Source organism: Ochrobactrum vermis (assembly GCF_002975205.1).
In the GTDB taxonomy this organism is placed as follows: Bacteria; Pseudomonadota; Alphaproteobacteria; order Rhizobiales; family Rhizobiaceae; genus Brucella; species Brucella vermis.
The window spans coordinates 242,056-265,374 of the sequence record NZ_PCOC01000002.1; the positions used below are offsets into that span (position 1 = coordinate 242,056).

Below are 23,319 nucleotides of genomic sequence, written 5' to 3' on the forward strand. Positions count from 1 at the left end.
TTTAGGAGACATGAAACCTCCGGCCGGAGAACGCATCGCCAGCGAGTTGTTTGGCATCGGCGGCTATTTCCTGCGCCACGATCAATGCGTGGTTGGCTGCAAGCGTGACGCCAGAATGGCACATGACCACGTACGCGCCCGGGTGACTTGCGGATTGCTCGTAAATCGGTAGACCGTCCAGTGTTTTGACCCGAAATCCGGCCCAACTGCGAATGACGTTGATATCGGCCAGATGCGGGAACGTCCGCACTGCCCTATTGGCCAAAACTGCGCTGATATCCTGGTTGGTAGTGATCAGAGCCGTATGGCTTTCCTGACTGTCGCCGATCATGACGCCGCCTTCGTCCGCCTGCCGCAGCGTCGCTGCAGTATAGGGGAAGAACGGTGCGCATTTCTCCGTTACAAGGATTTGACCTTTGCTGCGCACGACCGGCGCATCAAGGCCGACAGTTTTGGCGAGCTCTGCATTCCCGTTGCCTGCGGCCAGAATGATGCGCTCGGCGAAGACTTCGCCCCACGCACCGCTTAGGAGAAAGCCGCCATCGTGCGGGGTGATGGACGAGACTTCACGATGCGGTTCGTAAGAAGCGCCGAGTTTCATCATGCCCGTATGCAACGCACGAAACAGACGTAGCGAATTGACGTCGCCATCCGTCGGCGAATAGATCGAGCCGATCACGCCCCTGCCGATAGATGGAACCATTTTAGCTGTTTCGTGATGGTCGAGCACGACATGTTCGGGAGCGTCATTGCCAAGCTCCTGTGCCACCGTCTCGACGTCTTCGGAAAACATTTTTAGTTCACGCTCGTTGAGGCAGAAGGTAAAGGCACCCGTCTGTTTCAACGCCACATCAATGGCGGTGACATCCCGCAACTCATCTGAAAAAGCGGGCCACAGGCGTGCAGATTGCATCGTCCAACGTGCATAGTGTGGCGCGCCTACACCCTTGCCCTGCACCCAGATAAGAGCGAAATTGGCACGAGATGCTCGCAAAGATAGGTCTTCTCCATCGAGAAGCATCGGACGCAAACCGGATCGGGCGAGACCCCAAGCGATAGATGAGCCCACCAGTCCCGCTCCGATAATGACTACGTTCTGATCGGGTAATCTACGCATTCGTAAATTCAATCTATTGTCACAGCATCGTTAGTGATGGGCCTGACACGCGCCAGGCCCGCCCGGCTCAATTTTGAGGGCTTACGTCCACCTTGAACCATTTTTCGGAAAGCTTTGTTACAGTCCCGTCGGCAATCGCCGCCTGAATGGCTGTATCGAACCGCCCCTTCAGAGCAGCATCTTCCTTGCGCAGGCCAACGCCGATCATGCCAAAGACCTTGCCGGAAAACAGCGGCCCAGCCAATTTCGCGCCCTTCATGTCTTCCTTTTCAAGGGCCGAAGCGAGAACCGTCGCATTGGCAACAACTGCATCCACGCGACCGCTGGTCAGATCGAAATTGTGTTCTTCGGCGGTCTTGTACTCACGCACATCAGCACCATCCTTGAAATACTGTTCCATGAAGGCGGAAGCGGTCGTCGACCCCTGAACACCGACGGTCTTTCCGCCAATTTTCTTGGCTATTTCTTCGAGCACCGGCTTGGCAGCATCGGAATCGACATTCAGCGGCTTGCCGCCTTCCGGCAGATCGGCGAGGTCGCTGTCTTCCATGACCGCGAAGGAATTGATGGCCGCCGCGTAGGGCGACGAAAACGCGATCACTTCCTCACGCTTCGGCGTAATGCTCATGCCCGCCATGATGGCGTCATACTTGCCAGCCGTCAGCGACGGAATGATGCCGTCCCAGTTCTGGGCGGTGATTTCGCATTTCGCTTTCAAGCGCTCGCAAAGGTCCTTGGCAAGATCGATTTCGAAGCCTTCCAGTACACCGTTCGGGCCGGAAAAATTCCATGGCGCGTAAGCACCTTCGGTGGCGATGCGTACAACGTCTTCGGCCTGCGCGGTCGGCGCGACGGCGAGAAGGCCAAGGACGGAAAGGGCAAATTTCAGTTTCATATGTTCACCTCTGTTAAAAAACCGATTGATCGGTTCATGCGTTTTGTTTGGAAATGAATTGCCGGAAACGTTCGCTTTTGGGGTTGCCAAAAACCTCGTCGGGCGTGCCTTCTTCTTCAATCACGCCCTGACGCAGAAACACGACACGGCTGGAAACATCGCGGGCGAAGCCCATCTCGTGGGTCACGACCAGCATGGTGCGCCCCTCTGCCGCCAGATCGCGCATGACCTTCAGCACCTCGGCCACCAGCTCGGGGTCGAGCGCAGAGGTCGGCTCGTCGAACAACATGATCTTCGGCCGCATCGCTAATGCGCGGGCAATCGCCGCGCGTTGCTGCTGGCCGCCGGAAAGATGCGCGGGATAGAAGTTGCGCTTGTCGGCAATGCCGACACGTTCCAGCAGTGCTTCAGCCTCGGCAAGGCACTCCGACCGGTTTCGCTTCTGCACATGCACAGGCGCTTCGATCAGATTTTCCAGTATGGTGAGGTGGGACCACAGATTGAACGACTGAAACACCATCGTTGCCTGACCGCGCAGCCGCTGAACCTGCTTCGCATCGGCTGGACGAGGAGCGCGTCCTGGCTGTTGGTCGAGCTTGTATGCCTCGCCGTGAATAGCCACGCTGCCCGCATCCGGCACTTCCAGCATGTTGATGCAGCGCAGCAGCGTGGATTTGCCGGAACCAGATGCTCCCAGAATGGAAATGACTTCACCCTGGTGGGCCTGCAATGAAACGGAATGCAGAACCTTGTGCGCGCCATAGCACTTTTCGAGTTTTTTGATCTCGACCGCAGGCATTTCGAAACTTTGCATCATGAGTTTTCTCCGGCAGCATGCACGATGACGGGCTGACGTTGGGCCGCAGACAAGCGGTATTCCAGCAATTTGAAGATCCTGGTGACCGCGAAATTTAAGAGGAGATAAATCGCGCCTGCGCAGATGAAGACTTCGACAGGGCGATAGGTGGCGGAAATCAGCTTGGCCGCCAACCCCGTCACTTCCATCATGGTGATGGTCGATGCAAGCGCAGTGGACTTTACCATCAAGATGACTTCGTTCGAATAAGCGGGCAGCATCTGCCGCAAGGCCTGTGGAGCCAGAATTCGACGGACAAGGGTGAAACCGCTCATGCCATAAGCACGCGCGGCTTCAATCTGTCTGGTGGCAACTGACAAAACGCCACCACGAATGATTTCGGCGCTATAGGCAGCTGTATTGAGCGCTAGAGCCAATACTGCGCACCAATACGGCTCGCGCAGAAATGGCCAGAGAAAGCTTTTGCGCAGTTCCGGAAACTGGCTGAGACCGTAATAAATGATGTAGAGTTGGACGAGCAACGGTGTACCGCGAAATACGAAGATGTAACCTCGTGCAATGAGGTCCACTATCAGGTTGCCCGACAGACGCATGGTGGCCAGGATCGTTGCCAGTACGGCGCCACTGATAACGGACAACGCCATCAATTGAAGTGTCAGCGGAATACCGCCACAGAGCTGAACGAAACTGTCGAACATGAACGGGAGATCGAGAAAGCTCATACCGCCCTCCGGATGCCGCGCATGGCACGCTTTTCGGCCGTCTTGAACAACAGGCCCGATGCAAATGTGATTACAAGATAAAGCAACGCGGCGGTCAGAAAGAATGTGAATGGCTTGCGTGTGGATCCGGCACCGATTTGCGCCTGCCGCATCAGTTCAACCAGTCCAACGACCGAAATTAGCGCGGATTCCTTCAATACGAGTTGCCAGACATTACCAATACCTGGAATGGCGAAGCGTGCCGCCTGCGGGATCATGATACGGCGAAACAGCAAATGGGGTGGCATGCCGTAGGCTTTGGCAGCCTCGATCTCGCCTCTGGGGAGCGCAAGTACCGCGCCTCGATAGACTTCGGCCTGATAAGCGCCCGAAACTACACCGATGGCCAGAGCACCGATGATGAAAATAGGCGCACTGACGAAACCCTGCCCACCGAACAACGCTCCTATCTGGGTCAACACGGCACTGCTGCCAAAATAGAACAGATAAATGACCAGAAGATCGGGAATGCCGCGTAGCACCGTCGAATAACCGTCGGCCACAATTCTGAGCATGCGCTGCGAGGAAAAGGAAGCGGCAGCGGCGACAATGCCGAACATCGCACCTGAGGCGAAGCCGCAGAAGGCTACCGCGAGCGTCATGCCTGTGGCCTTGAGCATATCCAAGCCCCAGCCATCTTCGGCAAAACCCATCAAATCCAGATATGCGCTTACCGCACTCAACTGCATTGTCCCCTTTTTTATGTCCGGCCCGTTCATGAGGCCGGTACGATTATGGAAGTGGTTTGACAGCGGGGCTCAATGCAGTCAAATTCGAAATTGAGCCGAGAGCATAACTAAATATTATGGTGAACAATGAATTTGCGTCAGGTCGAAGCGTTCCGAACCGTCATGCTGACTGGGAAAATGACAGCTGCGGCGGAGTTGATGTCGATTACCCAACCAGCCGTGAGCCGCCTCATCCGCGATTTTGAAATCGACACGAAACTGAAACTCTTCAACCGACGCGGAAACCAGTTGATCCCCACACAAGCGGCCATGACGCTGTTGCAGGAAGTCGAGCGCGCCTATGTCGGGCTTAATCGTATCAAGGCGTTCGCCGAAGAGATCAGCCGCCAGAATGCCGGCATGCTGCGGATCGCCGCCATGCCCGCGCTTGCAAACGGGATCATGCCGCGCTTCCTCGCCCGCTTTCTCAAGGAGCGCCCCAACATCCATGCTTCTCTCAATGGCATTCCCTCGGCGCTGGTCGTCGAAGCCGTCGCATCGGGGCAGGCCGATCTTGGCTTTGCCGATGGCCCGCTCGACAGACCCGGTTTTAATATCGAAACTCGTGAGATTCCAGCGGTCGTCGCCGTCCCGTTGGGACACCGGCTCGCAGAATACGCTGATGTTTCGCCGGATGATCTCGCCAATGAACGTATGATCACGCTCGAACCGGGGTCTCTTTTTGCCATGCGGGTGGAAGTTGCGCTCGCGCGTATTCCACGATCTGCCACTATTGAGACCCGTCTATCGCACACGGCGCTGACCCTCGTTGCCGAAGGCGTTGGCATAACAATCATTGACCCGTCTTCCGCAACGGATTTTCGCGGGCGCGGTGTAGCGATCCGGCCATTTACAAGCTTCGTCGACGCAGGGTTTCTGGTCATCCGCCGTAGTAACGGCCCGGACAACAGTCTGGCTCAACGTTTCATTGACGAGTTCTGGAACTATCATGAGACGTTGCTGGCGCAGACATGAACGTCGTATTTCAGCGGCATTAATGCGAACGCGAGCGGAAGAATTATCTGATGTCAAAGTTAGGTAGGGTATTCGTGCTGCTTGAAGTTTACTGGCAGTAATCAGCCTTGGGTTGCGGAAGTCCTTATGATGCCACCGAGTTTTTTACGTTCTGCTTTTGCTAATGATCAGGCTCGGAATCGCTGGCGATACTCTCCCGGTGACAATCCAACAATCCGAACGAAGATTTTGCTAAACGCGCCGGGGTCGGAATACCCGACCTCCCACGCGATGCGTTCAATGGGGGAGTAGTTGAACTGCAGTAGTTCCTGGGCCTTGGCGACCCGAAGGCGTTGGGCATAGTCGGTCGCGGTCATGCCTGTGGCCTTCTGGAAGCGACGCAAGAAGGTGCGTTCCTCCAATCCTGCCTGTTCGGCCAGGATCGCAAGCCGTGCCTCTTTGCCTCCATTTGCCTGAAGAAAATGCTGTGCCTTGATGATTGCTACGTCACCATGAGTCAGCCGGGGTGAGAACCCGCTGTAATAGCGTTGCTCTCGTCCCGGTGGATCAATCAATAGCATACGTGCGGTCTGTGCCATCACCACTGGACCAAGAAAACGCTCAACCAGTTTCAGGCCGAGATCGGTCCACGCCATTAGTCCGCCCACCGAAATGATATCGCTACCGTCGATAATCAGCCGATCTGTATCGAGCGCCACATCAGGGAAGCGATTGCGGAAGGCATCGGCAGAACCCCAGTGGGTTGTGATCGTTCGTCCGACGAGAAGCCCGGTTTCCGCCAGAAGGAACGCCCCAGTGCAGACGGAAGCCAGGACCGAACCCTGGTCATGACGTGCGCGCAGCCAGCGTGCAAGCGGTGCGGCAGTCTCAGCTGATATTGGTGTCTCCAACGAAGGTGGCAGGATCAGCACGTCGCAAGGGCCTATATCTTCACCGGTTGCATCGGGATCGCTGTCGAACACAACTACAGGCACTTCGTTGCCCTCAATCCGCAAATGCCGCACCAGCAAACGCGGGGTGGCGTGCTCGGCGTCATCGGCCGACCAGCCAGCAACCTTGAACAGATCGGTCAGCCCCAGCACCGCCGATATCTGCGCGCCAGGGTAAAGCAGAATTCCTATTCGTACAGGATTCATTGTCGATATTGCCCTTGATTATGTCGTTTTCGCCAATTGCGACAACACTCACCTGAAACGATATTCAGCGCAACCAGCAACAAACTCCGAAAGGACCTTCGATATGTCGAAACGAGCTATTCTGGTCGTTGATCTTCAAAATGAATATTGGCCTTCGGGTAATCTCCCGCTCCATGGCATCGCCGTCGCGGCCACCAATGCTGCCCGCGTCATGGACTATGCCCGTGCAAAAGGTGATCTGGTCATAAGCATTCGCCACGAGATGTCCGGGGCGCCATTCTTCGTGCCTGGTAGCAACGGTGCCAAAATTAATCAAGCTGTACTGCCGAAGGATGATGAGACCGTCATCACCAAGCACTTCCCCAACTCCTTCCGCGAAACCGGGTTGAACGATCTGCTCAAAGAAAACGGCGTCGAGGATGTCGTTGTCGTCGGCGCGATGAGCCATATGTGCGTCGATGCGACGGTGCGTGCGGCCAATGATATGGGTTACAAGACCACGACGATCCACGATGCTTGCGCAACGCTTGATCTGAACTTCGACGGTGTCACCACTCCGGCAGCGCAGGTGCACGCGGCTCTGATGGCAGCGCTTTCCTTTGGCTATGGCGAAGTGATCTCCACCGACTCTTTCCTTGCTCGTTGATAACCTGTTATGGAGAATTCTTTCCATGACCACATGCAGAGAGCTTTTTGCCTTATCGGGCGCTGCGCTTGTCGCCAGTGCTATTCCGGCAAGCGCGCACGTTGCGGCCACGCTGCAGAGCAGCGTGAAAATCACGCAGATACGCAACGCAACGCTTCAATTCGTTTATGGCGGTGTTCGCTTTTTAGTCGATCCGATGCTTTCGGATCGTCACACTTGGCCTGGCTTTCCAGGCTCAGTGAACAGCGAGGAGCGCAATCCACTCGTGCATCTTCCTATGACGAAGGAAGAGATCATTGACGTGGACGCGGTGATCGTCACGCATTTGCACGAAGATCATTGGGATGAGGAAGCGCGCAAAGTTCTGCCAAAAACACTGCCGATTTTCGCACAGAACGACGCGGATGCTTCAACCATCCGCGGACAGGGCTTCTCCAATGTACGGGTCCTTTCGGACACGTTCAACTTCAATGGAGTGGAACTGATCAAGACGGGTGGACGTCACGGGACCGACGCGCACTACGCCAAGATCGGCAAGCCTCTCGGCCAAGCGTGCGGTGTCGTGCTCAAGCAAGCAGGCGCGAAGACCGTCTACCTCGCTGGCGATACGATCTGGCACGAGGGCGTTGCAGCTGCTCTGAATGTCCATCGACCGGACGTGGCGATCTTGAACACCGGGTATGCAATGATCGTTGGAATTGAGGGCGGCATTATCATGGGAACGCAAGACGTACTTTCAGTTCACAAGGCTGCCCCTGAAACCCTCCTGATCGGCAGCCATATGGAAGCAGTGAACCACTGCACTGTGAGCCGGGCTGACCTTCGGGCTTTCGCCCGTGCCAACGGGTTCGCCGACAAGTTGCGCACTCCTGGCGACGGAGAAACCCTTATCGTTTAAGGTAATGCGTTTTCTCCTTGGGCCGCCACAACACTGTGGTGGCTCACCGCTGAGCCTTGTCCACAACGGTTTCTCGCTTGACCAATCGGAACATATAAACTGCGGGGAAGGAGGAATCGCCTCCGCTCACCCGTTCACAATTTATCTCTCCGACTAACCCCGCCCAAGCGGCTAACGTCGCCAGGCGGTCGTCGGTTTCGACGCGTTGGAGTATGGTTTGTTGACGCTGGACGGCCTCGCCATGTGGCAGGAGGTTGACGCTGTTCATCCAGAGGGCGGTCGGTCGCCGCTACGGTCGTCTCTAAACAACCGCTTTGAGGACTTTGAAGCGCAACCATGCGCGACGGTATGAAGGCAAAACCGAACTTCATAAATGCAATTTTTGGCACAGCTTTGGCAGCACTTGGGTTCGCTCGGATGGTTCCGGCAATCAGACAGGCATTCGTAGATCGAAATAACTAGTGGTCTCAGTACGCTCGTTTCGGATCATCTCTTGAGGCTCAAAGCGCTAAGTCTGCATTAGGCCGATTGCGGCTTCGGCAGAAATGCGCCTTCATTGCCGTCGTTTGTCTGCTAATTGCGTTTGCTTGTAAGCTGACATTAACGAAGCAACCTCAATCTTATGAGCATTGCGACGCCTAAAGCGGCAGAAAGAGCCAAAATAGTGAGACTCCAGCTCGCACCAAAATTCGCTATACCGGAAGCCATCGCGAATGGGGCAGTGGCCGAAATGATTAGTCTGGCTGACGTGATCTTGCCTTGCATGGCACCGTAGCCATCACTGCCGAATAGTGACAACGGTAACGTTCCGGAGACAATACTGAAGAGACCGTTTCCGAAGCCAAAAAGACAGCCAAACATCATCGTCGCAATAATGGATGGAGCTCCGAATAGCAGAAAAATGAGGGCTAGCCCCATCAAGGAGGCAGAGATTATTGCCAGACTGATCGGAGCGAGGCTCTTGCCGCCGAGCATGTTGATCAGGCGGCTGGCTACCTGAGAAGGTCCGAATATCGCGCCAATAAAAGCTGCAGAACCTGCAAGACCGAGCGCGCCCAACAACGGCACCATATGGACCAGAATGGCCGCTGCAACGAGAGCCTGCGTAGAGAATGCCACGAGAATAAGTACGAAACCTCTGCGCCGTTGATGGGCAGGCAGATCACCTGAAAAGGCGGTTGTGACTATTCCATTCGTTGATCGCTTCCGACCACGCTTTGCAATAGAGCGCGAGAGCAAAAGGTGTACCGGCACGCAGAGAAACAAATGGAGGCAAGCGAACAGCAAATAGGTCTGTTGCCAGGTGAGCCAATGTTGAAGGGTTGTTGTAATGGGCCAGAAAATTGTCGAGGCAAAGCCTGCAATCAGTGTCAGATAGGTGATACTACGCTGGGCAACATTTGGCGCTAATTGCACCAATAATGCAAAGGCTGCTCCATATTGGACGAGGTTTGCGGCGATTTCGATGATCGTCAGCGCACCTGCAAACACCAAAGCATTTGGAGAAAGCGAACATAGTACGAGAGAGACGGCGGCCAGTATCGATCCTATCGTCATCATGCGACCTGCGCCGTAGCGATCAATCCATTTACCTAACCAGGGAGCCAGAAAGCCCCCTGCTAACAGGGCAACTGACAGCGCTCCGAAAATCCATTCGTTGGAAACGGAGAAGTCCCGCGCCATGGACGGCGCGAGAATGCTGAAGGAATAATATAAAGTGCCGTAACCGACATTCTGGGTCAGTCCGAGACCGGCAATGGCCGCAATGGGAAGCCGTTCAGCGCTCATATTGATTTCAACGAAACACGCTTTTCGAGTTTGGCAGCTTCTTCCTTGCGCTCGCTATAACGGTCTGTGAGATGATCGGAGATGCCACGCGTCAGAAGTGTAAACTTCATTAGTTCTTCCATCACATCGACCACGCGATCATAGAACGATGAAGGTTTCATCCGTCCAGCGTCGTCAAATTCCTGCCACGCCTTTGCGACGGATGACTGGTTTGGAATGGTGATCATTCGCATCCAGCGCCCAAGAATGCGCATCTGATTGACGGCGTTGAAGCTCTGCGATCCGCCTGAAACTTGCATCAATGCCAAAGTTCGGCCCTGCGTCGGACGAATTGCTCCACCCGGCAAAGGAATCCAGTCGATCTGCGATTTCATGACGGCGCTCATGGCTCCATGACGTTCTGGACTGGTCCAGACTTGCCCTTCTGACCAAAGCATTGCCTCACGCAATTCCTGAACCTTCGGATGCTCTGCTGAACCGTCGTCAGGCAAAGGAAGACCATTGGCGTGAAAGACACGCGTTTCAGCACCCATCGCATCCAGAAGTCGTTGCGCTTCCAGCGTCAAAAACCGACTATAAGAACGATCACGAAGGGAGCCGTAGAGTAAAAGGATACGAGGCTTATGCGTTGGGAAATTGGCTCGAAGCGCATCTAGATCGGGCAAAGCGAACGAATTCTGATCGAGGTTCGGCAGGTCCATGTCAGCGCGACGTTCTTTCATAGGTGATGACTTCTCCGTCCTCTTTGGTGAATGACGACACCGGGTTTTCCAGAATGTCGAGAACCAGTTCTGATGGACGGCACAGTTTGGATCGGACAATCCCAATTCAGCATATGGTATGCCTTTCTCGCGAAGGAGTTGGCGAGGCGCCATCTGCATTGCAGTGAGCAGTTCGACCAATCGTTCTCGCGAAGGCGGATTTTGCACATATTCAATGACGACAGGCTCTTCGCCGCTGGCACGGATCAAGGCCAATGTGTTGCGAGACGTGCCACAGTTCGGATTGTGATAGATCGTAACTGACATCAGAGTTTTCCTGTTTCGGTGACTGGCTTTTGATTGGCACCGCGTTCGTACCAGCCCTTGGAGCGGTTCACGATCCAGACAACAGAGAGCATGACTGGCACTTCAACAAGAACGCCAACCACTGTTGCGAGCGCCGCGCCAGATGAGAAGCCGAACAGGCTGATCGCGGCTGCTACTGCCAGTTCGAAGAAGTTTGAAGCACCAATCAAAGCCGAGGGACCGGCGACGCAATGTTGCTCACCTGAAATTCGATTCAACAGATAGGCGAGGCCAGAGTTGAAATAGACCTGGATGAGGATCGGAACAGCCAGGATCGCAATGATCATGGGCTGTGTGATTATCTGCTCTCCTTGAAACCCGAATAGCAAAACGAGTGTCGCCAAAAGCGCAATCAGGGAAAGCGGCTGTAGCGTTCTGAGCCCGGCATCGAAAGCTCGTTGTCCACCGCTGGCGAGAATGCTTCTGCGTAGGATTTGCGCGATAATCACCGGAATGACGATATAGAGGACAACCGACAAAACGAGCGTATCCCACGGGACCTTAATTGCCGACAGTCCGAGTAGGAGCCCGACGATAGGGGCAAATGCCACAACCATGATCGCATCGTTCAGTGCGACCTGCGACAGCGTGAAATGCGGTTCTCCCTTGGTCAGGTTGGACCAGACAAACACCATTGCAGTGCAAGGGGCGGCCGCCAGAATAATCAGCCCAGCAATGTAAGAGTCGATCTGATCGACAGGCAGATAAGGGCGAAACAGCCAGCCGATAAATAGCCAACCGAGAAGCGCCATAGAGAATGGTTTGATGGCCCAATTGATAAAGAGGGTGACGCCGATGCCACGCCAGTGCTCAGTGACCTGTCTCAATGCGCTGAAATCGATCTTCAGCAACATTGGGATGATCATGAGCCAGATGAGAATGGCGACCGGTATGTTGACCCTCGCGACTTCGGCAGAACCTATGGTGTGAAACACTGTCGGAAAGAAATGTCCCAACGCAACACCTGCGACGATGCACAGAGCCACCCAGGCAGTCAGATATCGTTCGAATGTGGACATCAATCCTTCTCCACATTCCAGATTGCCTCGATCAATATTGAATGTGCGAAATTGTCCGTGCCCAAGAAGAACACGCTATAAACCCGATCTGTCATTGTATCAGTCCGTTTGGTGGAAGGCCGAATTCACCGACCTCGTATTATTGTGTGGTCGTTTTCGGTTCGCAACAGGATGTCAGGCTTTGAATGAGAGGTGTGCAGAGTTCAGCACTACCGCCACAGCAGTCTTTGATCATGAAAAGGGTCAGTTCGCGAAACCGATCGAGATCAGCGCGATAGATGATCGAGCGGCTCTGACGTTCGCTTTTTACAAGTCCGGCGCGAGATAAAGTCGCCAGATGCGCAGACATCGTATTCTGTGGCACATCCAACATACGCGCTAGCTCACCGGCGGGAATGCCGGCAGGTTCGCGTTGCACCAACAGACGGAATGTATCCAGCCGCGTCGGTTGAGCCAGAGCGGCAAAAGCCGTGATTGCTTCTTGTTTTTCCATATATCCAGAATAACGGATATAAAGGGTTTGTCAATGGCCCAAGCTGTCTCGATCACTGTGTCGCCAGTTATTAAAATTGTCGTAACTGTCTAGCTTTCATCACAAACGGACAATCTGATTAGGGCCCCGAAGCCGTCGAACCGCCTTGCGCCCTCATTCCAGACATTAGTGGTGCATTCACACGCTTTCCACAGTGGTCGTTCCGCCCACCACACGTTCAGCGTCAGTGAAGGGTTGGATACCCGAACGGCGGCTTAGGATACGGGATCGCAGTATAACGGCCGTTCAACAAATCCAAGAAGTAACATCTTTGCAATCTCTCGCGCATTCGACGCAAGAGCATCATCCGACAGTTCGCCGGCGGTCCAGAACGACAAAACCCCACGAAAGGCAAAGGCGAGTTGTTCTGGCAAAAAGTGCAACGCTTTCTGCCTGCATGCCGCGGTGAAGCCTTCGCCGGCACCCAGAGCCAGCGACCATAAGGCGGTGGAGTGCGATAAGACCTTTCCGGGTGACGGGCCGGCCGTGCCGATCCATCCCATCACCGCTCGGTTAATCTCGGACTCCTCCAGCATCACCTCGACCGCTGTGTCGATCGCCAATAGCACCCTGCCAGCAGCATCCGCAGGCAAGGACATCTCGGAAAAGCGCTTGGCCATCGTATCGATTCTCCGCCCCGAAAGGGCATGCATAATCGCAGCCTTGCTCCCGAACTGATTGAAAGGCGTTGCAAAACTAACGCCGGCTTCGGTGGCAAGGTCGCGCATGGAGAAATCGGCCTTGCCCTGGCGGAGCAGGCGCTCAGCTGCGTCCATCACGCGCTGGCGAAGCGGCTCGCCCCTGGTTGCAGTCGGAGGTTCCTGGGTCTTGTTTCCTGTCATGTCTCTATCTATATCATGATATAGTTTCAATCACAGCTCGGAGTTATAACATGGCTTCCATTTCCAAGACATTTCTCATTACAGGCGTCAGTTCCGGCATGGGGCGAGCATTTGCGCTAGGCGCACTTGAAAAGGGCCACCGTGTGATCGGCAGCGTGAGGCGACAGGGTGATGCCGAGGCTTTCGCCGCGCTCGCGCCCGATCGCGCACACCCTGTCATGCTGGATGTGACCGATTTCAACGCAATCCCAAGGGCTATCGCGGAGGCCGAACGACAGGTTGGTCCGATCGACGTGCTGGTGAACAATGCGGGTTATGGCCACGAGGGCGTGCTGGAAGAATCGTCCATGGACGATCTTCTGCGCCAATTCGCGGCCAACGTCTTCGGGCCCGTCGCGATTATCAAAGCAGTGCTGCCAGGCATGCGCGAGCGGCGTCGCGGCCATATAGTTAACGTTACTTCCATGGGCGGTGTCATCACCATGCCCGGGATCACTTTCTATTGTGGAAGCAAATTTGCGCTCGAAGGTATCTCTGAGGCGCTCGGCAAGGAGGTGGTGGGCTTTGGAATTCGGGTAACAGCCTTCGCTCCCGGCCAATTCCGCACGGATTGGGCCGGACGCTCGATGGATCGCGCACCGCGCACCATTGCCGACTACGATGCGGTCATGGACCCGATCCGCGCCGCACGACAGGCCAAGAGCGGCAATCAACCAGGTGACCCGGACAAGGCTGCGCAGGCGTTGCTCGCACTAGTTGACGCGGAGAATCCACCAGTGCGCCTATTCCTAGGCGACGATGCACTGGAGCTGGTTGAACAGAAAATCGACGAAATGCGAAACGAGATCAGTACATGGGAAGTGCTTTCGCGCTCAACAAGCTTCGCATAATGCGCGCTTGAAACTGCCGCAGTTTATGGAGGCGCTCCGTGCACTTCCATAAGTCTGCTATAAAGGTCGCTAGATGCCGTCCGACTTTCTGTGTTGTTGCAAAAGCAACGCTGTGTTCCTCCCCCTGAGGCTGGTACTTGGGTCCAAACTCATCATACTGGCGCATAGCGCGTATGAAGAAAAACAAGGAGGCCCGCGTGAAGGGGAACAATGTATTTGCGATGCGCCATGTCTGGTTGCACGCATTTGTACTGGCAATCATCTGTATTTCAGAACTGATTGGCATTCAGAAAATATCCATTGGCATTGGCGCCGTAATCTTCCTGCCGATGCTCTATGCCTTTGCTCTTGGCGTTATACTGAATCCGAATATCTTGAAGGCGACCGGGAAAGTTCTGAAGTCTGATTCCGTCAAGCTATCAGGCACAATGATCACCATTGCTATCATGCCGTTCATTGCCAAGTTCGGCACGACTGTCGGTCCTCAAATCGAGAACATTATTGCTGCCGGACCTGCTCTCGTTCTACAGGAAATTGGCAATCTCGGGACTATTGTCGTCGCTTTTCCTATCGCTGTTTTCCTGCTGCGCATGGGACGAGAAACCATAGGAGCGACTTATTCCATTGACCGCGAGCCTAACCTGGCGCTGATTGCCGACAAATATGGCCTGGATAGTCCGGAAGGTGCGGGCGTAATGGGAGTATACGCTACCGGAACGCTGGTTGGCACGTTCGTTTTTGCCTTGATGCCGCCGCTCGTCCATAGTTTGGGACTTTTTGATTTTCGCGCGTTGGCCATGTCGTGCGGTGTTGGTTCGGGCAGTATGCTCGCGGCCTGCACAGGCGGTCTCGTCAGTGTTTTGCCTGAAAAGAAGGACCTCATTCTCGCGTTGGCTGCTGCTAGCAACATCCTCACCTATGCGACGGGTCTATACGTGGGCCTATTTGTGGCGCTGCCGCTCACGGAATGGCTCTATAAAAAGTGCCGCCCCGAAGAATATCGCGACGCGGCGTAAGGGATAAACGGATGACTTCGAAATCAATGAAAAATGCAATCGACGGCTTGACCTTATCCGTTGAAACGACTGACGAGCGCAAGATCGATATTGTCGAAAATGCGTTGCTTCTGGTTATCGCGTGCTTTCTTGGATTGGTCGCGAACTGGGTTGGTACGGGCGTTACGCCCGTTCAGGCCTTGCCAGGCATGGCGGTGCTTTATGCCGCATCCATCGGTGGCTTAGTACTGGCGCGCTATATGCCTTTCTATCTGCCCAGCGTCGCCTGGGTTTCCCTCATTGCCATCCTCATCACAATTCCTGGCGTCCCGGGATCAGGGTTTGTGCTGGCGAAGGTTGGGGAACTCAACTTTTTGGCGCTGGCGACACCGGCGCTGGCGTATGGAGGTCTAGCATTGACGCGCAACGAATTCGAGATTGCCCGTCGTTCCGGCTGGAAGATCGTCATCGTCGCTATCTGCGTTATGATCGGTACTTATCTCGGTTCGGTGGTTGTCGCCGATCTGACGTTGCGTATCACGGGCTAACCGTTTTGCGGTAGGGCGGTCAGCGGCCTGCCGCAAAAACGTAGGGAGATTTCTTTAATGGCTGTTTTTCTCAGCGATGCCGACGTAGCGGAAGCGACGACTTGGCGCCATGATCTGCACCGACATCCTGAACTTGCTTTCGAGGAAAATTGGACCGCTGCCTTCATCGCGGAAAAGCTTCAGCTATGGGGTTTCAACGTTCGCTCTGGTTTTGCCGGAACCGGTGTGATCGGTAGCTTGACGCGGGGGACATCTAAACGCGCTATAGGCATCCGAGCCGATATGGATGCTTTGCCAATCGTTGAAAAGAGCGGTGTTGAATATACGTCGGAGACTTCGGGAAAAATGCATGCCTGTGGTCATGACGGGCATGTAACCATGGCTCTCGCTGCAGCAAAAGCTGTCAGGAAACTTGATTTTGACGGAACCGTGCATTTCATTTTCCAGCCTGCAGAGGAGAACGAAGGCGGTGGTCGTGAAATGGTTCGCGAAGGACTGTTTACGGACTTTCCCGTCGATGCGGTTTATGGGCTGCACAATTGGCCTGCATTCGGTGTTGGAACTTGTGCAGCTCGCGATGATGCGATGATGGCAGCTTTCGGCACGTTCGAGATCGAGCTGATTGGCAAGGGCGCGCACGGAGCGATGCCGCATGACGGTGCCGACCCTGTGGTCGCCGCCGCGCAATTGGTCACAGCTTTGCAGACCATTGCCAGTCGCAATGTTTCGCCGCTGGAATCTGCTGTTGTTTCCGTAACGCAGATGCATGGCGGTGACGCCTGGAATGTCATTCCAGAAAACATGATCATCCGTGGAACCACCCGCTGGTTCTCGCCAGATGTCGGCGAGACGATTGCCCGCCGGATGCAGGCGCTTGCCACTTCGGTTGCTGAAGGTTTTGGCTGTACGGCGCGGGTCGATTATGAAGAACGTTATCCGTCAACGATCAATACAGCAGAAAATGCCCGCAAAATCCGTGAACTGTCTGTTTCACCCGAGCTTGGTCTCCGGGTTCTTGATGTTGCCCCAAGCATGGCAGCCGAAGATTTCGCTTTCATGCTGCACGAGAAACCGGGTTGTTACTTCTGGCTTGGTAGCCGTCGTGACGGTCTCAATCCGGGTTTGCATTCGCCTTATTACGATTTCAATGACGCGCTTCTACCAATAGGCGCCAATTTTTGGATCAAACTGATTGCAAGCGAACTGGCGTCCAGCTGATTGCTGCTTTTGCGTTATTCCCATTGTCCATTGATCCTTGATGCCAACTCAGCAACATAGTGCCATGGAAACGCTTGACGCGAAAGAATTGCGGATGTTCATGGCGGTCGTCCGGATCGGATCGATCCGAGGTGCTGCCGAACATATGCACGTTGCACCTTCTGTTGTGAGCCGTCAGATTGCCGAAACAGAACGAAATATTGGTTTGCCTCTGTTCGAACGAAACGCGCGTGGCATGGCTTTGACCGAAGCTGGCGAGTTGGTCCTAGAACATAGCAGACGGATTCTGGAAGAGCATAGTCTCCTGACTGAACAACTAGGCTTTCTTAAGGGGGTGCAACAAAGGCGTGTCCGCATTCTGTGCGGTGAGGGGTTTCTAGCCGACATTCTGCAATATGGTCTTGGTTCCTTCGTCAAAATCTATCCCGATGTGCAGTATGATCTGCAGCTTGGTGGCACGGAGAGCGTTCTGGATGGGATTGCCAACGGAGACGCCGATATCGGCATTGCCTACAATCCGTTGATTGACGCCCGTGTTCGTTCGCTTGCCATCTCGAAACAGCCACTCTGCGTAATTGCACCACCAGGGCATCCACTATTGGCGAAAGATAGGTTGGAACTGGCTGACTGCTTAGGCTTGCCCAACGCGCTGCTGGGACCGGGGCATGGAATTACTCAGCTAGTCACGCGAGTTGCCGCTGACCATGGTTTTGCAATCTCCCCCCTTGTAGAAACGACATCGATTGATGTTTTGAGGCGCTTCGTAATTGCTGGACTTGGCATATCGTTTCTGCCTCGTTTTGCTGTTTCCACTGAGTTGGCTCGCGGCGCCGTCGCCATACGCGAGCTTTCCGATTCACTTCTGGCTGAAGCGAGTGCACACCTGATGGTACGTGCCCGGCGCCGTTTGCCGCTGTCGGTCGAGCGATTGAGTGGATTTCTTGCAAATAACATGGTGGCATTTAAATAAGTCACTCCACCACTGTTGCTCATCACGGGACGCAGCGTTGTCTGCAAACCGGCTATGCGGCTGAGCGCTTTGGTGCGAGCCTCTCTCCATCCAAAACGTGATCGGCTTCAAGGCCGCTCGATGGAACAAGGGAGATGTGGAATGGCACAACAGGTAAAACCGGTGATCGGCGTGGTCGGCCTCGGCAGTATGGGCCTCGGCATGGCGCAGACCTTGGCAGAAAAAGGCTTTACTACGCTCGGCTTTGATTTGTCTGCAGAGCGTAAGGCGCTGGCGCAAAGCGCGAATGTAACGCCCGCAGACACGCTCGATCTATTGTTTGAAAAATCTGATTTTCTGGTTTTCTCACTTCCGACGGCGCGTGATGTCGAGAATGTAGTCTATGCACATATCCATCAGTTGGGTGAAGGACGCGGACGTGTGGTCATCATCGATACGTCGACCTCCGAACCGGATGTGAGCCGCGCGCTTGCGCAGAAGCTAGATGCACTCGGCCATGGATTCCTTGACGCCCCAGTGAGCGGTGGCCCGTCAGGAGCCGCTTCCGGCAGACTGACAATGATGATTGGGGGCAACGATGCGGATCTGGCGTTGGCGCAACCCATTATCGAATCTATGGCGGCCAAGGCATTGCATGTTGGACCGAGCGGCGCGGGCAATGTTGCGAAGCTCGTCAACAATCTGCTTGCTGCGGCCCATATGGTGACAACCGGCGAGGGCCTCAAACTAGCACTTGCCGCTGGAATAAGTCCCGAATCTGCTCTCCGCGTTCTGAACGCTGCTTCCGGTAAATCTATGATGAGCGAAGTTCATTTCCCGACCTGGATAATGAATGACCGGTTCGATAGCGGTTTTTCGATGGGGTTGATGCGCAAGGATGTACGCTTGGCACAGGAAATGGCCGAACGCACGGGCGCGGATATTCCCCTGACATCTGTCGTGGCAAAGCTGTGGGCTGATTCCGACCATCTTAAGGACAGCGAAGACTTCACTCGCATGGGCACCTTTCAGCCTGTTTCATCAAAGTAAAGAGCTGAACAATGACGCTTAGAATTGATCCCGATATACAAGCCGCACGTATTGCTGAAATTTTCAAAGGCTTCTTTCCAGGAGGGGTGATCGGCAGTTTTGTGAATGGCGACATTGTTGCTGGAAGCGGTGCCGAACAGAACCTAACAGACCCGGCCACCGGTAAAGTTTTTGCTTCTTTTAAGGATGCGGACCAAGCGATTATCGACGCAGCGATGGATAGTGCTGCTCGCGCCCAAAAGGAGTGGGTGGCTCAGACAGCATCTGCCCGTGGGCGCGTGATGAACGAAATCGCCCGGCGTATCCGCGAACATGCTCCATTGATTGCTGAGATCGAAAGCCGTTCCGCTGGACGCCCCATCCGCGATATTCGTGGCGAGGCGGTTCGAGTTGCCGAGATGTTCGAGTATTATGCTGGCTGGTGTGACAAGCTCTACGGTGATGTCATTCCGGTGCCAAGCAGTCATCTCAATTATACACGCCATGAACCAATTGGCGTCGTTACACAGATCACGCCGTGGAATGCCCCTCTTTTCACCGGTGGGTGGCAGATCGCGCCGGCAATTTGTGCTGGCAATGGCGTTGTCATTAAGCCATCTGAACTGACACCGCTTTCGACCCTTATCATTGGCTTGATGTGCGAGCAGGGTGGTGCGCCGCGTGGTCTGGTCAACGTAATTGCCGGACGGGGCCCCACCGCTGGGCAGGCTGCAGTTTCTCATCCACGCACGGGACTTGTTGTTTTTGTTGGTTCGGCACAGGCCGGTTCGGCGATTGCGGCAGTGGCTGCCAGGAATGTTGTACCATGCATTCTCGAACTGGGCGGCAAATCAGGTAACATCGTCTTCCCAGATGCCAATATAGACCGTGCGATCATTGGTGCGCAGTCGGCCATCTTCAGCGGAGCGGGCCAGAGTTGCGTTTCCGGATCACGCTTGCTGGTTCACCGGTCCATTCATCAGGAATTTGTGGAACGCTACGCTGATGCCGCCAATCGTATCGTCGTGGGGGATCCATATGACGATAGATCACATATCGGTCCCATCAACAACGCGCGGCAATGGTCGAAGATCGATCAGATGGTTCGAGATGGTGTGGCCGACGGTGCGGTGCTTGCTGCAGGCGGAAAGAAGCCGGACGCACTGGAGGAAACGGGTGGCTACTATTATGCGCCGACGATCCTCGATCGTGTTGATCCGGCAATGACGATTGCCAAGGAAGAAGTGTTTGGCCCGGTTGTGGCTGTCATGCCTTTCGATGACGAGGCGGAAGCAATTGCGCTAGCCAATGACAATCCTTATGGCCTTGCCGGAGCAGTCTGGACGGAAAATGTCGCACGTGCTCATCGTATCGCGGCCAATGTGCGTGCCGGAACCTTCTGGATTAATGGCTACAAGACCATTTCAGTCATGTCTCCTTTTGGCGGTTTCGGCCGCAGCGGTTATGGTCGCTCGAGCGGTAAGGATGCGTTGATGGCATACACGCAAGCAAAGAGTATCTGGGTGGAGACAGCTGAAAACCCGGCTGTAACTTTCGGTTACTCGCCAGAAGCTTGATTGGATGGATGGATGGATGGCAGCAAGGATTCGAGATAACGAAACGATTACAAACCTTGCTGCCGTACTTTTCCTAACCAAGCAGGCTTCACGAAAGTGGATCGGGATGAAGATATAGGTAGAAGCGAATGCTTGAGGTTAAATGTAGGTTTCGCACCAGACAGCAGGTCTGTTCAGCGTAGCGGCGACAGTTACCAACATCTTCGGCAATCTCATTGCCGGGTTACTTCTGTCGCGAAGTGTGGCAGGGGCTATACTGCTCGTCTGGGCGATTCTTGCAATGGGCTCGTCGGCCTCGGCTTTTTTCATGCTCCTGCTGTCGGACGCGCCGCTGCCGGGAAGTGCAAACGGGTTGCTAGACATTTTGGCGAGCCGATCAATCCGATGCGGCTTGGAGGCGTCGCAGCTCTGAGGCGTGCCGACTGAGCGCGTGCGACGGCACGACAATTTAGCATCTATAAACGTCAGGTTTGTTGCCGAAACCAATCCAGCAGTGTCGTGAGCCGTTCTTTTGCGGGGTGGTTCGGGAGGAATACCGCCCAATAGGTTGGCCCGGGCATAGCGATGTCTGAGAGCCGCAAGAGCGTGCCTGCTTTTAATTGAACGCCGACGAGATGTTCGGAGGCGAGCACGGCTCCCTGGCCAACCAGAGCGGCATCCAAAGCGTGGACTTCTTCGGAAAATGTCTGGGTGATGTTCGGTGAAGCTCCGTCAGCCTGGGCATGGGCCTGCCATCGCTCCCAGTTCGGCGCATTAGCCGCTCCCGATCTCCAACGATAGTGCAGCAACGGCAGTGTGAGGACTTGATCTGGCGAAAGCGGCTCCGCGCCCGACAGCAGGCCGGGAGCGCACACGGGTACAAAGCGGTCGGGAAACAGCCGGTGCCATTCGGCATCCGTGCCGGAGCGCTCAGCATAGCGTATCGCCATGTCGATACCCGAGGCATGCAGATCCGTGATACGGTCATCCGCCTCAATGGCAACGCTCAATCCTGTCTGCTCGCGCAGGTGCGGAAGTCGTGTCATCAACCACCTGCTGGCGAAAGCCATTGTGACGGAGAGCCTCAGCGGGCCATCCGGACCATCGGACAACTGTTCTATGGCGGTTGCGATGCGATCAAGGGAATCTCTGAGCACGGGGAACAGTTTTTCGCCCGCTGGCGAAAGCCGCACGGGGCGCGGATAGCGACGAAACAGCTCGACTCCCAAAATTTCCTCAAGGTGTCGCACTTGATGACTGATCGCCGTCGGCGTCAGATGCAACTCTTCGGCCGCCCGCGTGAAATGCAGATGACGAGCGGCGGCCTCGAAGGCGCGCAAGCCATGGAGCGGTGGAAGCTTTCGCATCGATAGACCTCCAGAGACTAAGTACTGTTCAGGATGAATCTGATTCATCCAGCCCCTGAGATATACGCTTTGGCCAGGTTTTTCTACGCCTGATAATTTCAAAGGCAATCCCAACCAGCGATGAAAGGAAAATACGATGAGCTGGCTATATCTTGGAATTGCCGTGGTCTTCGAAATAGCGGTTGCAATCAGTGCAGGCAGTGCGAAAGGTTTCACGCATATCGGGTGGACCGTCGTAACCCTCGTCAGCGGCGCGATCGCCACCTTCTTCCTCAGCCTCGCGCTGCTCACCTTCGACGTTGGCGTCGGTTACGCAATCTGGACCTCTGTGGCGGGCGTCGGCATCGTTGTCCTGGGCACATTGTTCTTCGGCCAGCAATTGAACCTGAAGAAGCTGCTCGGGATCGTCCTCGTCATCGGTGGGGTCGTCGGTCTGCGCCTTAGCGGTGCGGCATAGAGGGCGCCTTCCCCCACGCAACTCGTCCCGAACTGAAAGGAAACCGAAATGACACTTACAAATGAACAACCACAAAGCAGCGGGCGCGCCTGGACCATGTTGATGCTGGCAAGCGCATTTGAGATTGGCTATGCACTCAGCGTCGGAGGCAGTCAGGCCTTTACGGTTCTTGGCTGGTCCGTTGCCGCTTTGCTCTTCTTCCTGCTAACGCTTTATTTCCTCAGTGCCGCGCTGCGTACGATCGACGTGGGAATTGGCTACGCTGTATGGGCGGGCATTGGTTCCGTTGGCGCGGCCTCAGCTGGCACCGTTCTCTTCGATCAATCTCTGACGCCGATGCAGGCATTCTGGCTCGCAGTCATTATCGCCGGAGTCGTGTGGCTGAAGCTCGCAGATAGTTCGAAGCTCCAAAGGACTGCATGATGGCTGATATCCGCTCAAACCGCTACACTCCACTCATGGAGGAGGTTGTTGCCTTTTCCATGGACTGTGTCCACAAAGGCGGTATTCCATTCACCGCCTTTGTCGTTGATCAGAATGGCCAGATCCTTGGGCGCGGGATCAACCGTGTCCGGTCGCATCACGATCCGACCGCTCATGCCGAGGTCGAGGCGATACGTGAAGCCTGCCGCACGCACGGCACCACCCAACTGACCGGAGCGACGCTGCTCGCGTCGGGAGAGCCATGTGCGATGTGCTACATGAGTGCGCGTTGTGCGGGAATCTCGCAGGTATTTTTTGCTGTGGACCGTGACGAGGCCGCGTCACATGGCTTCGACTATCGCGACGGCTATCATCTCTTCGCTGATGATCCGCAGATTTGGTTGTTGCCTGAGGTAAACAAACTGGCAGTAGCGGAAGGATTGCGTCCTTTTTTGATGTTTCGTCCAAAACAATGCGATCCGTAGGAGCAGCATGCCACCTCTTTTGGGAGTGTCATGCGCGGGCGGCATGCTTAGTAACCAGCGAAAGGGCGAAGCTTGTGGTAACCACCGAGACCGAGATCAGGACATCGCGGCGGCTGAGAAGTAGTCCAAAAGTGGACGTTGGAGGCATTGATGAGTCTCCGCGAGCTTTTCAAAGACAGGA

Annotated in this window: 25 protein-coding genes and 1 pseudogene; 13 read left to right on the top strand and 13 right to left on the bottom strand. The window is 55.0% G+C overall.

All coding sequences use genetic code 11. The annotated features are described in order from the left end of the window. Position 1: 1 nt before the first annotated feature. The 5 genes from CQZ93_RS15305 to CQZ93_RS15325 all read right to left on the bottom strand — a co-directional run bounded on the left by CQZ93_RS15305 (position 2) and on the right by CQZ93_RS15325 (position 4,243). The gene (locus CQZ93_RS15305) at positions 2-1,117 is read right to left on the bottom strand and encodes an NAD(P)/FAD-dependent oxidoreductase (RefSeq protein WP_105543517.1); all 1,116 of its coding nucleotides are present in this window, start codon (positions 1,115-1,117) and stop codon (positions 2-4) included. Between the two features lie 67 nt (positions 1,118-1,184). After that, positions 1,185-2,012 carry a lysine/arginine/ornithine ABC transporter substrate-binding protein gene (locus tag CQZ93_RS15310; RefSeq protein WP_105543518.1) on the bottom strand — a complete coding sequence of 276 codons (828 nt, stop codon included), beginning with the start codon at positions 2,010-2,012 and terminating at the stop codon, positions 1,185-1,187. A gap of 34 nt (positions 2,013-2,046) precedes the next feature. Further along, positions 2,047-2,826: an ABC transporter ATP-binding protein gene (locus CQZ93_RS15315; RefSeq protein WP_105545158.1), complete on the bottom strand. Its 780-nt coding sequence runs from the start codon at positions 2,824-2,826 to the stop codon at positions 2,047-2,049. Further along, on the bottom strand, positions 2,826-3,551 hold the full coding sequence (locus CQZ93_RS15320) for an ABC transporter permease (RefSeq protein WP_105543519.1): 726 nt from the start codon (positions 3,549-3,551) through the stop codon (positions 2,826-2,828). Before CQZ93_RS15320 ends, CQZ93_RS15315 begins: the two co-directional genes overlap by 1 nt. After that, the gene (locus CQZ93_RS15325; RefSeq protein WP_105545159.1) at positions 3,548-4,243 is read right to left on the bottom strand and encodes an ABC transporter permease; all 696 of its coding nucleotides are present in this window, start codon (positions 4,241-4,243) and stop codon (positions 3,548-3,550) included. The genes CQZ93_RS15320 and CQZ93_RS15325 overlap by 4 nt, the downstream gene beginning before the upstream one ends. 162 nt (positions 4,244-4,405) lie before the next feature. On the opposite strand from CQZ93_RS15325, the gene CQZ93_RS15330 reads away from it, so the two are divergent. Continuing rightward, complete coding sequence (locus CQZ93_RS15330; RefSeq protein ID WP_105543520.1) at positions 4,406-5,293, top strand: LysR substrate-binding domain-containing protein; 888 nt, start codon at positions 4,406-4,408, stop codon at positions 5,291-5,293. 167 nt (positions 5,294-5,460) lie between these two features. Here the strand turns inward: CQZ93_RS15330 and CQZ93_RS15335 are convergent, their stop codons facing one another. Continuing rightward, entirely contained in the window at positions 5,461-6,429 is a 969-nt protein-coding gene (locus CQZ93_RS15335; RefSeq protein ID WP_105543521.1) for a GlxA family transcriptional regulator, read from the bottom strand. Between the two features lie 103 nt (positions 6,430-6,532). On the opposite strand from CQZ93_RS15335, the gene CQZ93_RS15340 reads away from it, so the two are divergent. Beyond that, positions 6,533-7,075, top strand: coding sequence for a cysteine hydrolase family protein (locus tag CQZ93_RS15340; protein ID WP_105543522.1), 543 nt, complete (start codon positions 6,533-6,535; stop codon positions 7,073-7,075). A gap of 25 nt (positions 7,076-7,100) precedes the next feature. Further along, positions 7,101-7,973: an MBL fold metallo-hydrolase gene (locus tag CQZ93_RS15345; RefSeq protein ID WP_105543523.1), complete on the top strand. Its 873-nt coding sequence runs from the start codon at positions 7,101-7,103 to the stop codon at positions 7,971-7,973. A 600-nt stretch (positions 7,974-8,573) separates the two neighbouring features. On the opposite strand, the gene arsK is transcribed toward CQZ93_RS15345, so the two are convergent. The 6 genes and pseudogenes from arsK to CQZ93_RS15380 all read right to left on the bottom strand — a co-directional run bounded on the left by arsK (position 8,574) and on the right by CQZ93_RS15380 (position 13,221). Continuing rightward, the gene (gene arsK, locus CQZ93_RS15355; protein ID WP_105543525.1) at positions 8,574-9,761 is read right to left on the bottom strand and encodes an arsenite efflux MFS transporter ArsK; all 1,188 of its coding nucleotides are present in this window, start codon (positions 9,759-9,761) and stop codon (positions 8,574-8,576) included. Further along, positions 9,758-10,483 (bottom strand): arsenical resistance protein ArsH, encoded by a 726-nt coding sequence (gene arsH / locus CQZ93_RS15360; protein ID WP_105543526.1) that lies wholly within the window; start codon positions 10,481-10,483, stop codon positions 9,758-9,760. The genes arsK and arsH overlap by 4 nt, the downstream gene beginning before the upstream one ends. After that, positions 10,464-10,789 (bottom strand): annotated as a pseudogene (locus CQZ93_RS15365) (ArsC/Spx/MgsR family protein). Before CQZ93_RS15365 ends, arsH begins: the two are co-directional and overlap by 20 nt. Then, a complete protein-coding gene (arsB, locus tag CQZ93_RS15370) occupies positions 10,789-11,847 on the bottom strand; it encodes an ACR3 family arsenite efflux transporter (protein WP_105543527.1) in 1,059 nt (352 codons plus the stop codon). The pseudogene CQZ93_RS15365 and the gene arsB overlap by 1 nt, the downstream one beginning before the upstream one ends. Before the next feature lie 139 nt (positions 11,848-11,986). Then, a complete protein-coding gene (locus CQZ93_RS15375; RefSeq protein WP_105543528.1) occupies positions 11,987-12,340 on the bottom strand; it encodes an ArsR/SmtB family transcription factor in 354 nt (117 codons plus the stop codon). Between the two features lie 254 nt (positions 12,341-12,594). Then, the gene (locus CQZ93_RS15380) at positions 12,595-13,221 is read right to left on the bottom strand and encodes a TetR/AcrR family transcriptional regulator (RefSeq protein ID WP_105543529.1); all 627 of its coding nucleotides are present in this window, start codon (positions 13,219-13,221) and stop codon (positions 12,595-12,597) included. A gap of 50 nt (positions 13,222-13,271) precedes the next feature. On the opposite strand from CQZ93_RS15380, the gene CQZ93_RS15385 reads away from it, so the two are divergent. The 7 genes from CQZ93_RS15385 (at position 13,272) to CQZ93_RS15415 (ending at position 20,427) form a co-directional block, all read left to right on the top strand. After that, positions 13,272-14,111 (top strand): oxidoreductase, encoded by an 840-nt coding sequence (locus CQZ93_RS15385; protein ID WP_105543530.1) that lies wholly within the window; start codon positions 13,272-13,274, stop codon positions 14,109-14,111. A gap of 173 nt (positions 14,112-14,284) precedes the next feature. Beyond that, positions 14,285-15,127, top strand: a complete 843-nt coding sequence (locus CQZ93_RS15390) for a DUF3100 domain-containing protein (RefSeq protein ID WP_105543531.1) — start codon at positions 14,285-14,287, stop codon at positions 15,125-15,127. An 11-nt stretch (positions 15,128-15,138) separates the two neighbouring features. Continuing rightward, positions 15,139-15,654 (top strand): hypothetical protein, encoded by a 516-nt coding sequence (locus CQZ93_RS15395; protein ID WP_105543532.1) that lies wholly within the window; start codon positions 15,139-15,141, stop codon positions 15,652-15,654. 57 nt (positions 15,655-15,711) lie between these two features. After that, positions 15,712-16,872 carry a M20 aminoacylase family protein gene (locus CQZ93_RS15400; RefSeq protein ID WP_105543533.1) on the top strand — a complete coding sequence of 387 codons (1,161 nt, stop codon included), beginning with the start codon at positions 15,712-15,714 and terminating at the stop codon, positions 16,870-16,872. A 94-nt stretch (positions 16,873-16,966) separates the two neighbouring features. Further along, complete coding sequence (locus CQZ93_RS15405; RefSeq protein ID WP_286154265.1) at positions 16,967-17,842, top strand: LysR family transcriptional regulator; 876 nt, start codon at positions 16,967-16,969, stop codon at positions 17,840-17,842. Positions 17,843-17,983: 141 nt separating this feature from the next. Further along, positions 17,984-18,871 carry an NAD(P)-dependent oxidoreductase gene (locus CQZ93_RS15410; protein ID WP_105543535.1) on the top strand — a complete coding sequence of 296 codons (888 nt, stop codon included), beginning with the start codon at positions 17,984-17,986 and terminating at the stop codon, positions 18,869-18,871. Between the two features lie 11 nt (positions 18,872-18,882). Beyond that, positions 18,883-20,427, top strand: a complete 1,545-nt coding sequence (locus tag CQZ93_RS15415; protein WP_105543536.1) for an aldehyde dehydrogenase family protein — start codon at positions 18,883-18,885, stop codon at positions 20,425-20,427. 464 nt (positions 20,428-20,891) lie between these two features. Here the strand turns inward: CQZ93_RS15415 and CQZ93_RS15420 are convergent, their stop codons facing one another. After that, a complete protein-coding gene (locus CQZ93_RS15420; protein ID WP_210201103.1) occupies positions 20,892-21,821 on the bottom strand; it encodes a LysR substrate-binding domain-containing protein in 930 nt (309 codons plus the stop codon). An 88-nt stretch (positions 21,822-21,909) separates the two neighbouring features. On the opposite strand from CQZ93_RS15420, the gene CQZ93_RS15425 reads away from it, so the two are divergent. From CQZ93_RS15425 to CQZ93_RS15435, 3 genes are read left to right on the top strand one after another with little or no spacing between them, the layout of a single operon-like run. Beyond that, positions 21,910-22,230 (top strand): DMT family transporter, encoded by a 321-nt coding sequence (locus CQZ93_RS15425; protein ID WP_105543538.1) that lies wholly within the window; start codon positions 21,910-21,912, stop codon positions 22,228-22,230. 48 nt (positions 22,231-22,278) lie between these two features. After that, entirely contained in the window at positions 22,279-22,653 is a 375-nt protein-coding gene (locus tag CQZ93_RS15430) for a DMT family transporter (RefSeq protein ID WP_105543539.1), read from the top strand. After that, positions 22,650-23,138 (top strand): nucleoside deaminase, encoded by a 489-nt coding sequence (locus tag CQZ93_RS15435; protein ID WP_286153689.1) that lies wholly within the window; start codon positions 22,650-22,652, stop codon positions 23,136-23,138. Before CQZ93_RS15430 ends, CQZ93_RS15435 begins: the two co-directional genes overlap by 4 nt. Positions 23,139-23,319: the final 181 nt, after the last annotated feature.

Coding starts and splice junctions, on each gene's coding strand:
- CQZ93_RS15410 (WP_105543535.1), top strand. CDS start 17,984: ATGGCACAACAGGTAAAACCGGTGATCGGCGTGGTCGGCCTCGGCAGT.
- CQZ93_RS15430 (WP_105543539.1), top strand. CDS start 22,279: ATGACACTTACAAATGAACAACCACAAAGCAGCGGGCGCGCCTGGACC.
- CQZ93_RS15390 (WP_105543531.1), top strand. CDS start 14,285: ATGAAGAAAAACAAGGAGGCCCGCGTGAAGGGGAACAATGTATTTGCG.
- CQZ93_RS15375 (WP_105543528.1), bottom strand. CDS start 12,340: ATGGAAAAACAAGAAGCAATCACGGCTTTTGCCGCTCTGGCTCAACCG.
- CQZ93_RS15435 (WP_286153689.1), top strand. CDS start 22,650: ATGATGGCTGATATCCGCTCAAACCGCTACACTCCACTCATGGAGGAG.
- CQZ93_RS15400 (WP_105543533.1), top strand. CDS start 15,712: ATGGCTGTTTTTCTCAGCGATGCCGACGTAGCGGAAGCGACGACTTGG.
- CQZ93_RS15420 (WP_210201103.1), bottom strand. CDS start 21,821: ATGAATCAGATTCATCCTGAACAGTACTTAGTCTCTGGAGGTCTATCG.
- CQZ93_RS15395 (WP_105543532.1), top strand. CDS start 15,139: ATGACTTCGAAATCAATGAAAAATGCAATCGACGGCTTGACCTTATCC.
- arsH (WP_105543526.1), bottom strand. CDS start 10,483: ATGAAAGAACGTCGCGCTGACATGGACCTGCCGAACCTCGATCAGAAT.
- CQZ93_RS15325 (WP_105545159.1), bottom strand. CDS start 4,243: ATGGGTTTTGCCGAAGATGGCTGGGGCTTGGATATGCTCAAGGCCACA.
- CQZ93_RS15320 (WP_105543519.1), bottom strand. CDS start 3,551: ATGAGCTTTCTCGATCTCCCGTTCATGTTCGACAGTTTCGTTCAGCTC.
- CQZ93_RS15340 (WP_105543522.1), top strand. CDS start 6,533: ATGTCGAAACGAGCTATTCTGGTCGTTGATCTTCAAAATGAATATTGG.
- CQZ93_RS15415 (WP_105543536.1), top strand. CDS start 18,883: ATGACGCTTAGAATTGATCCCGATATACAAGCCGCACGTATTGCTGAA.
- CQZ93_RS15310 (WP_105543518.1), bottom strand. CDS start 2,012: ATGAAACTGAAATTTGCCCTTTCCGTCCTTGGCCTTCTCGCCGTCGCG.
- CQZ93_RS15335 (WP_105543521.1), bottom strand. CDS start 6,429: ATGAATCCTGTACGAATAGGAATTCTGCTTTACCCTGGCGCGCAGATA.
- arsK (WP_105543525.1), bottom strand. CDS start 9,761: ATGAGCGCTGAACGGCTTCCCATTGCGGCCATTGCCGGTCTCGGACTG.
- CQZ93_RS15380 (WP_105543529.1), bottom strand. CDS start 13,221: ATGACAGGAAACAAGACCCAGGAACCTCCGACTGCAACCAGGGGCGAG.
- CQZ93_RS15305 (WP_105543517.1), bottom strand. CDS start 1,117: ATGCGTAGATTACCCGATCAGAACGTAGTCATTATCGGAGCGGGACTG.
- CQZ93_RS15385 (WP_105543530.1), top strand. CDS start 13,272: ATGGCTTCCATTTCCAAGACATTTCTCATTACAGGCGTCAGTTCCGGC.
- arsB (WP_105543527.1), bottom strand. CDS start 11,847: ATGTCCACATTCGAACGATATCTGACTGCCTGGGTGGCTCTGTGCATC.
- CQZ93_RS15345 (WP_105543523.1), top strand. CDS start 7,101: ATGACCACATGCAGAGAGCTTTTTGCCTTATCGGGCGCTGCGCTTGTC.
- CQZ93_RS15330 (WP_105543520.1), top strand. CDS start 4,406: ATGAATTTGCGTCAGGTCGAAGCGTTCCGAACCGTCATGCTGACTGGG.
- CQZ93_RS15405 (WP_286154265.1), top strand. CDS start 16,967: ATGTTCATGGCGGTCGTCCGGATCGGATCGATCCGAGGTGCTGCCGAA.
- CQZ93_RS15315 (WP_105545158.1), bottom strand. CDS start 2,826: ATGCAAAGTTTCGAAATGCCTGCGGTCGAGATCAAAAAACTCGAAAAG.
- CQZ93_RS15425 (WP_105543538.1), top strand. CDS start 21,910: ATGAGCTGGCTATATCTTGGAATTGCCGTGGTCTTCGAAATAGCGGTT.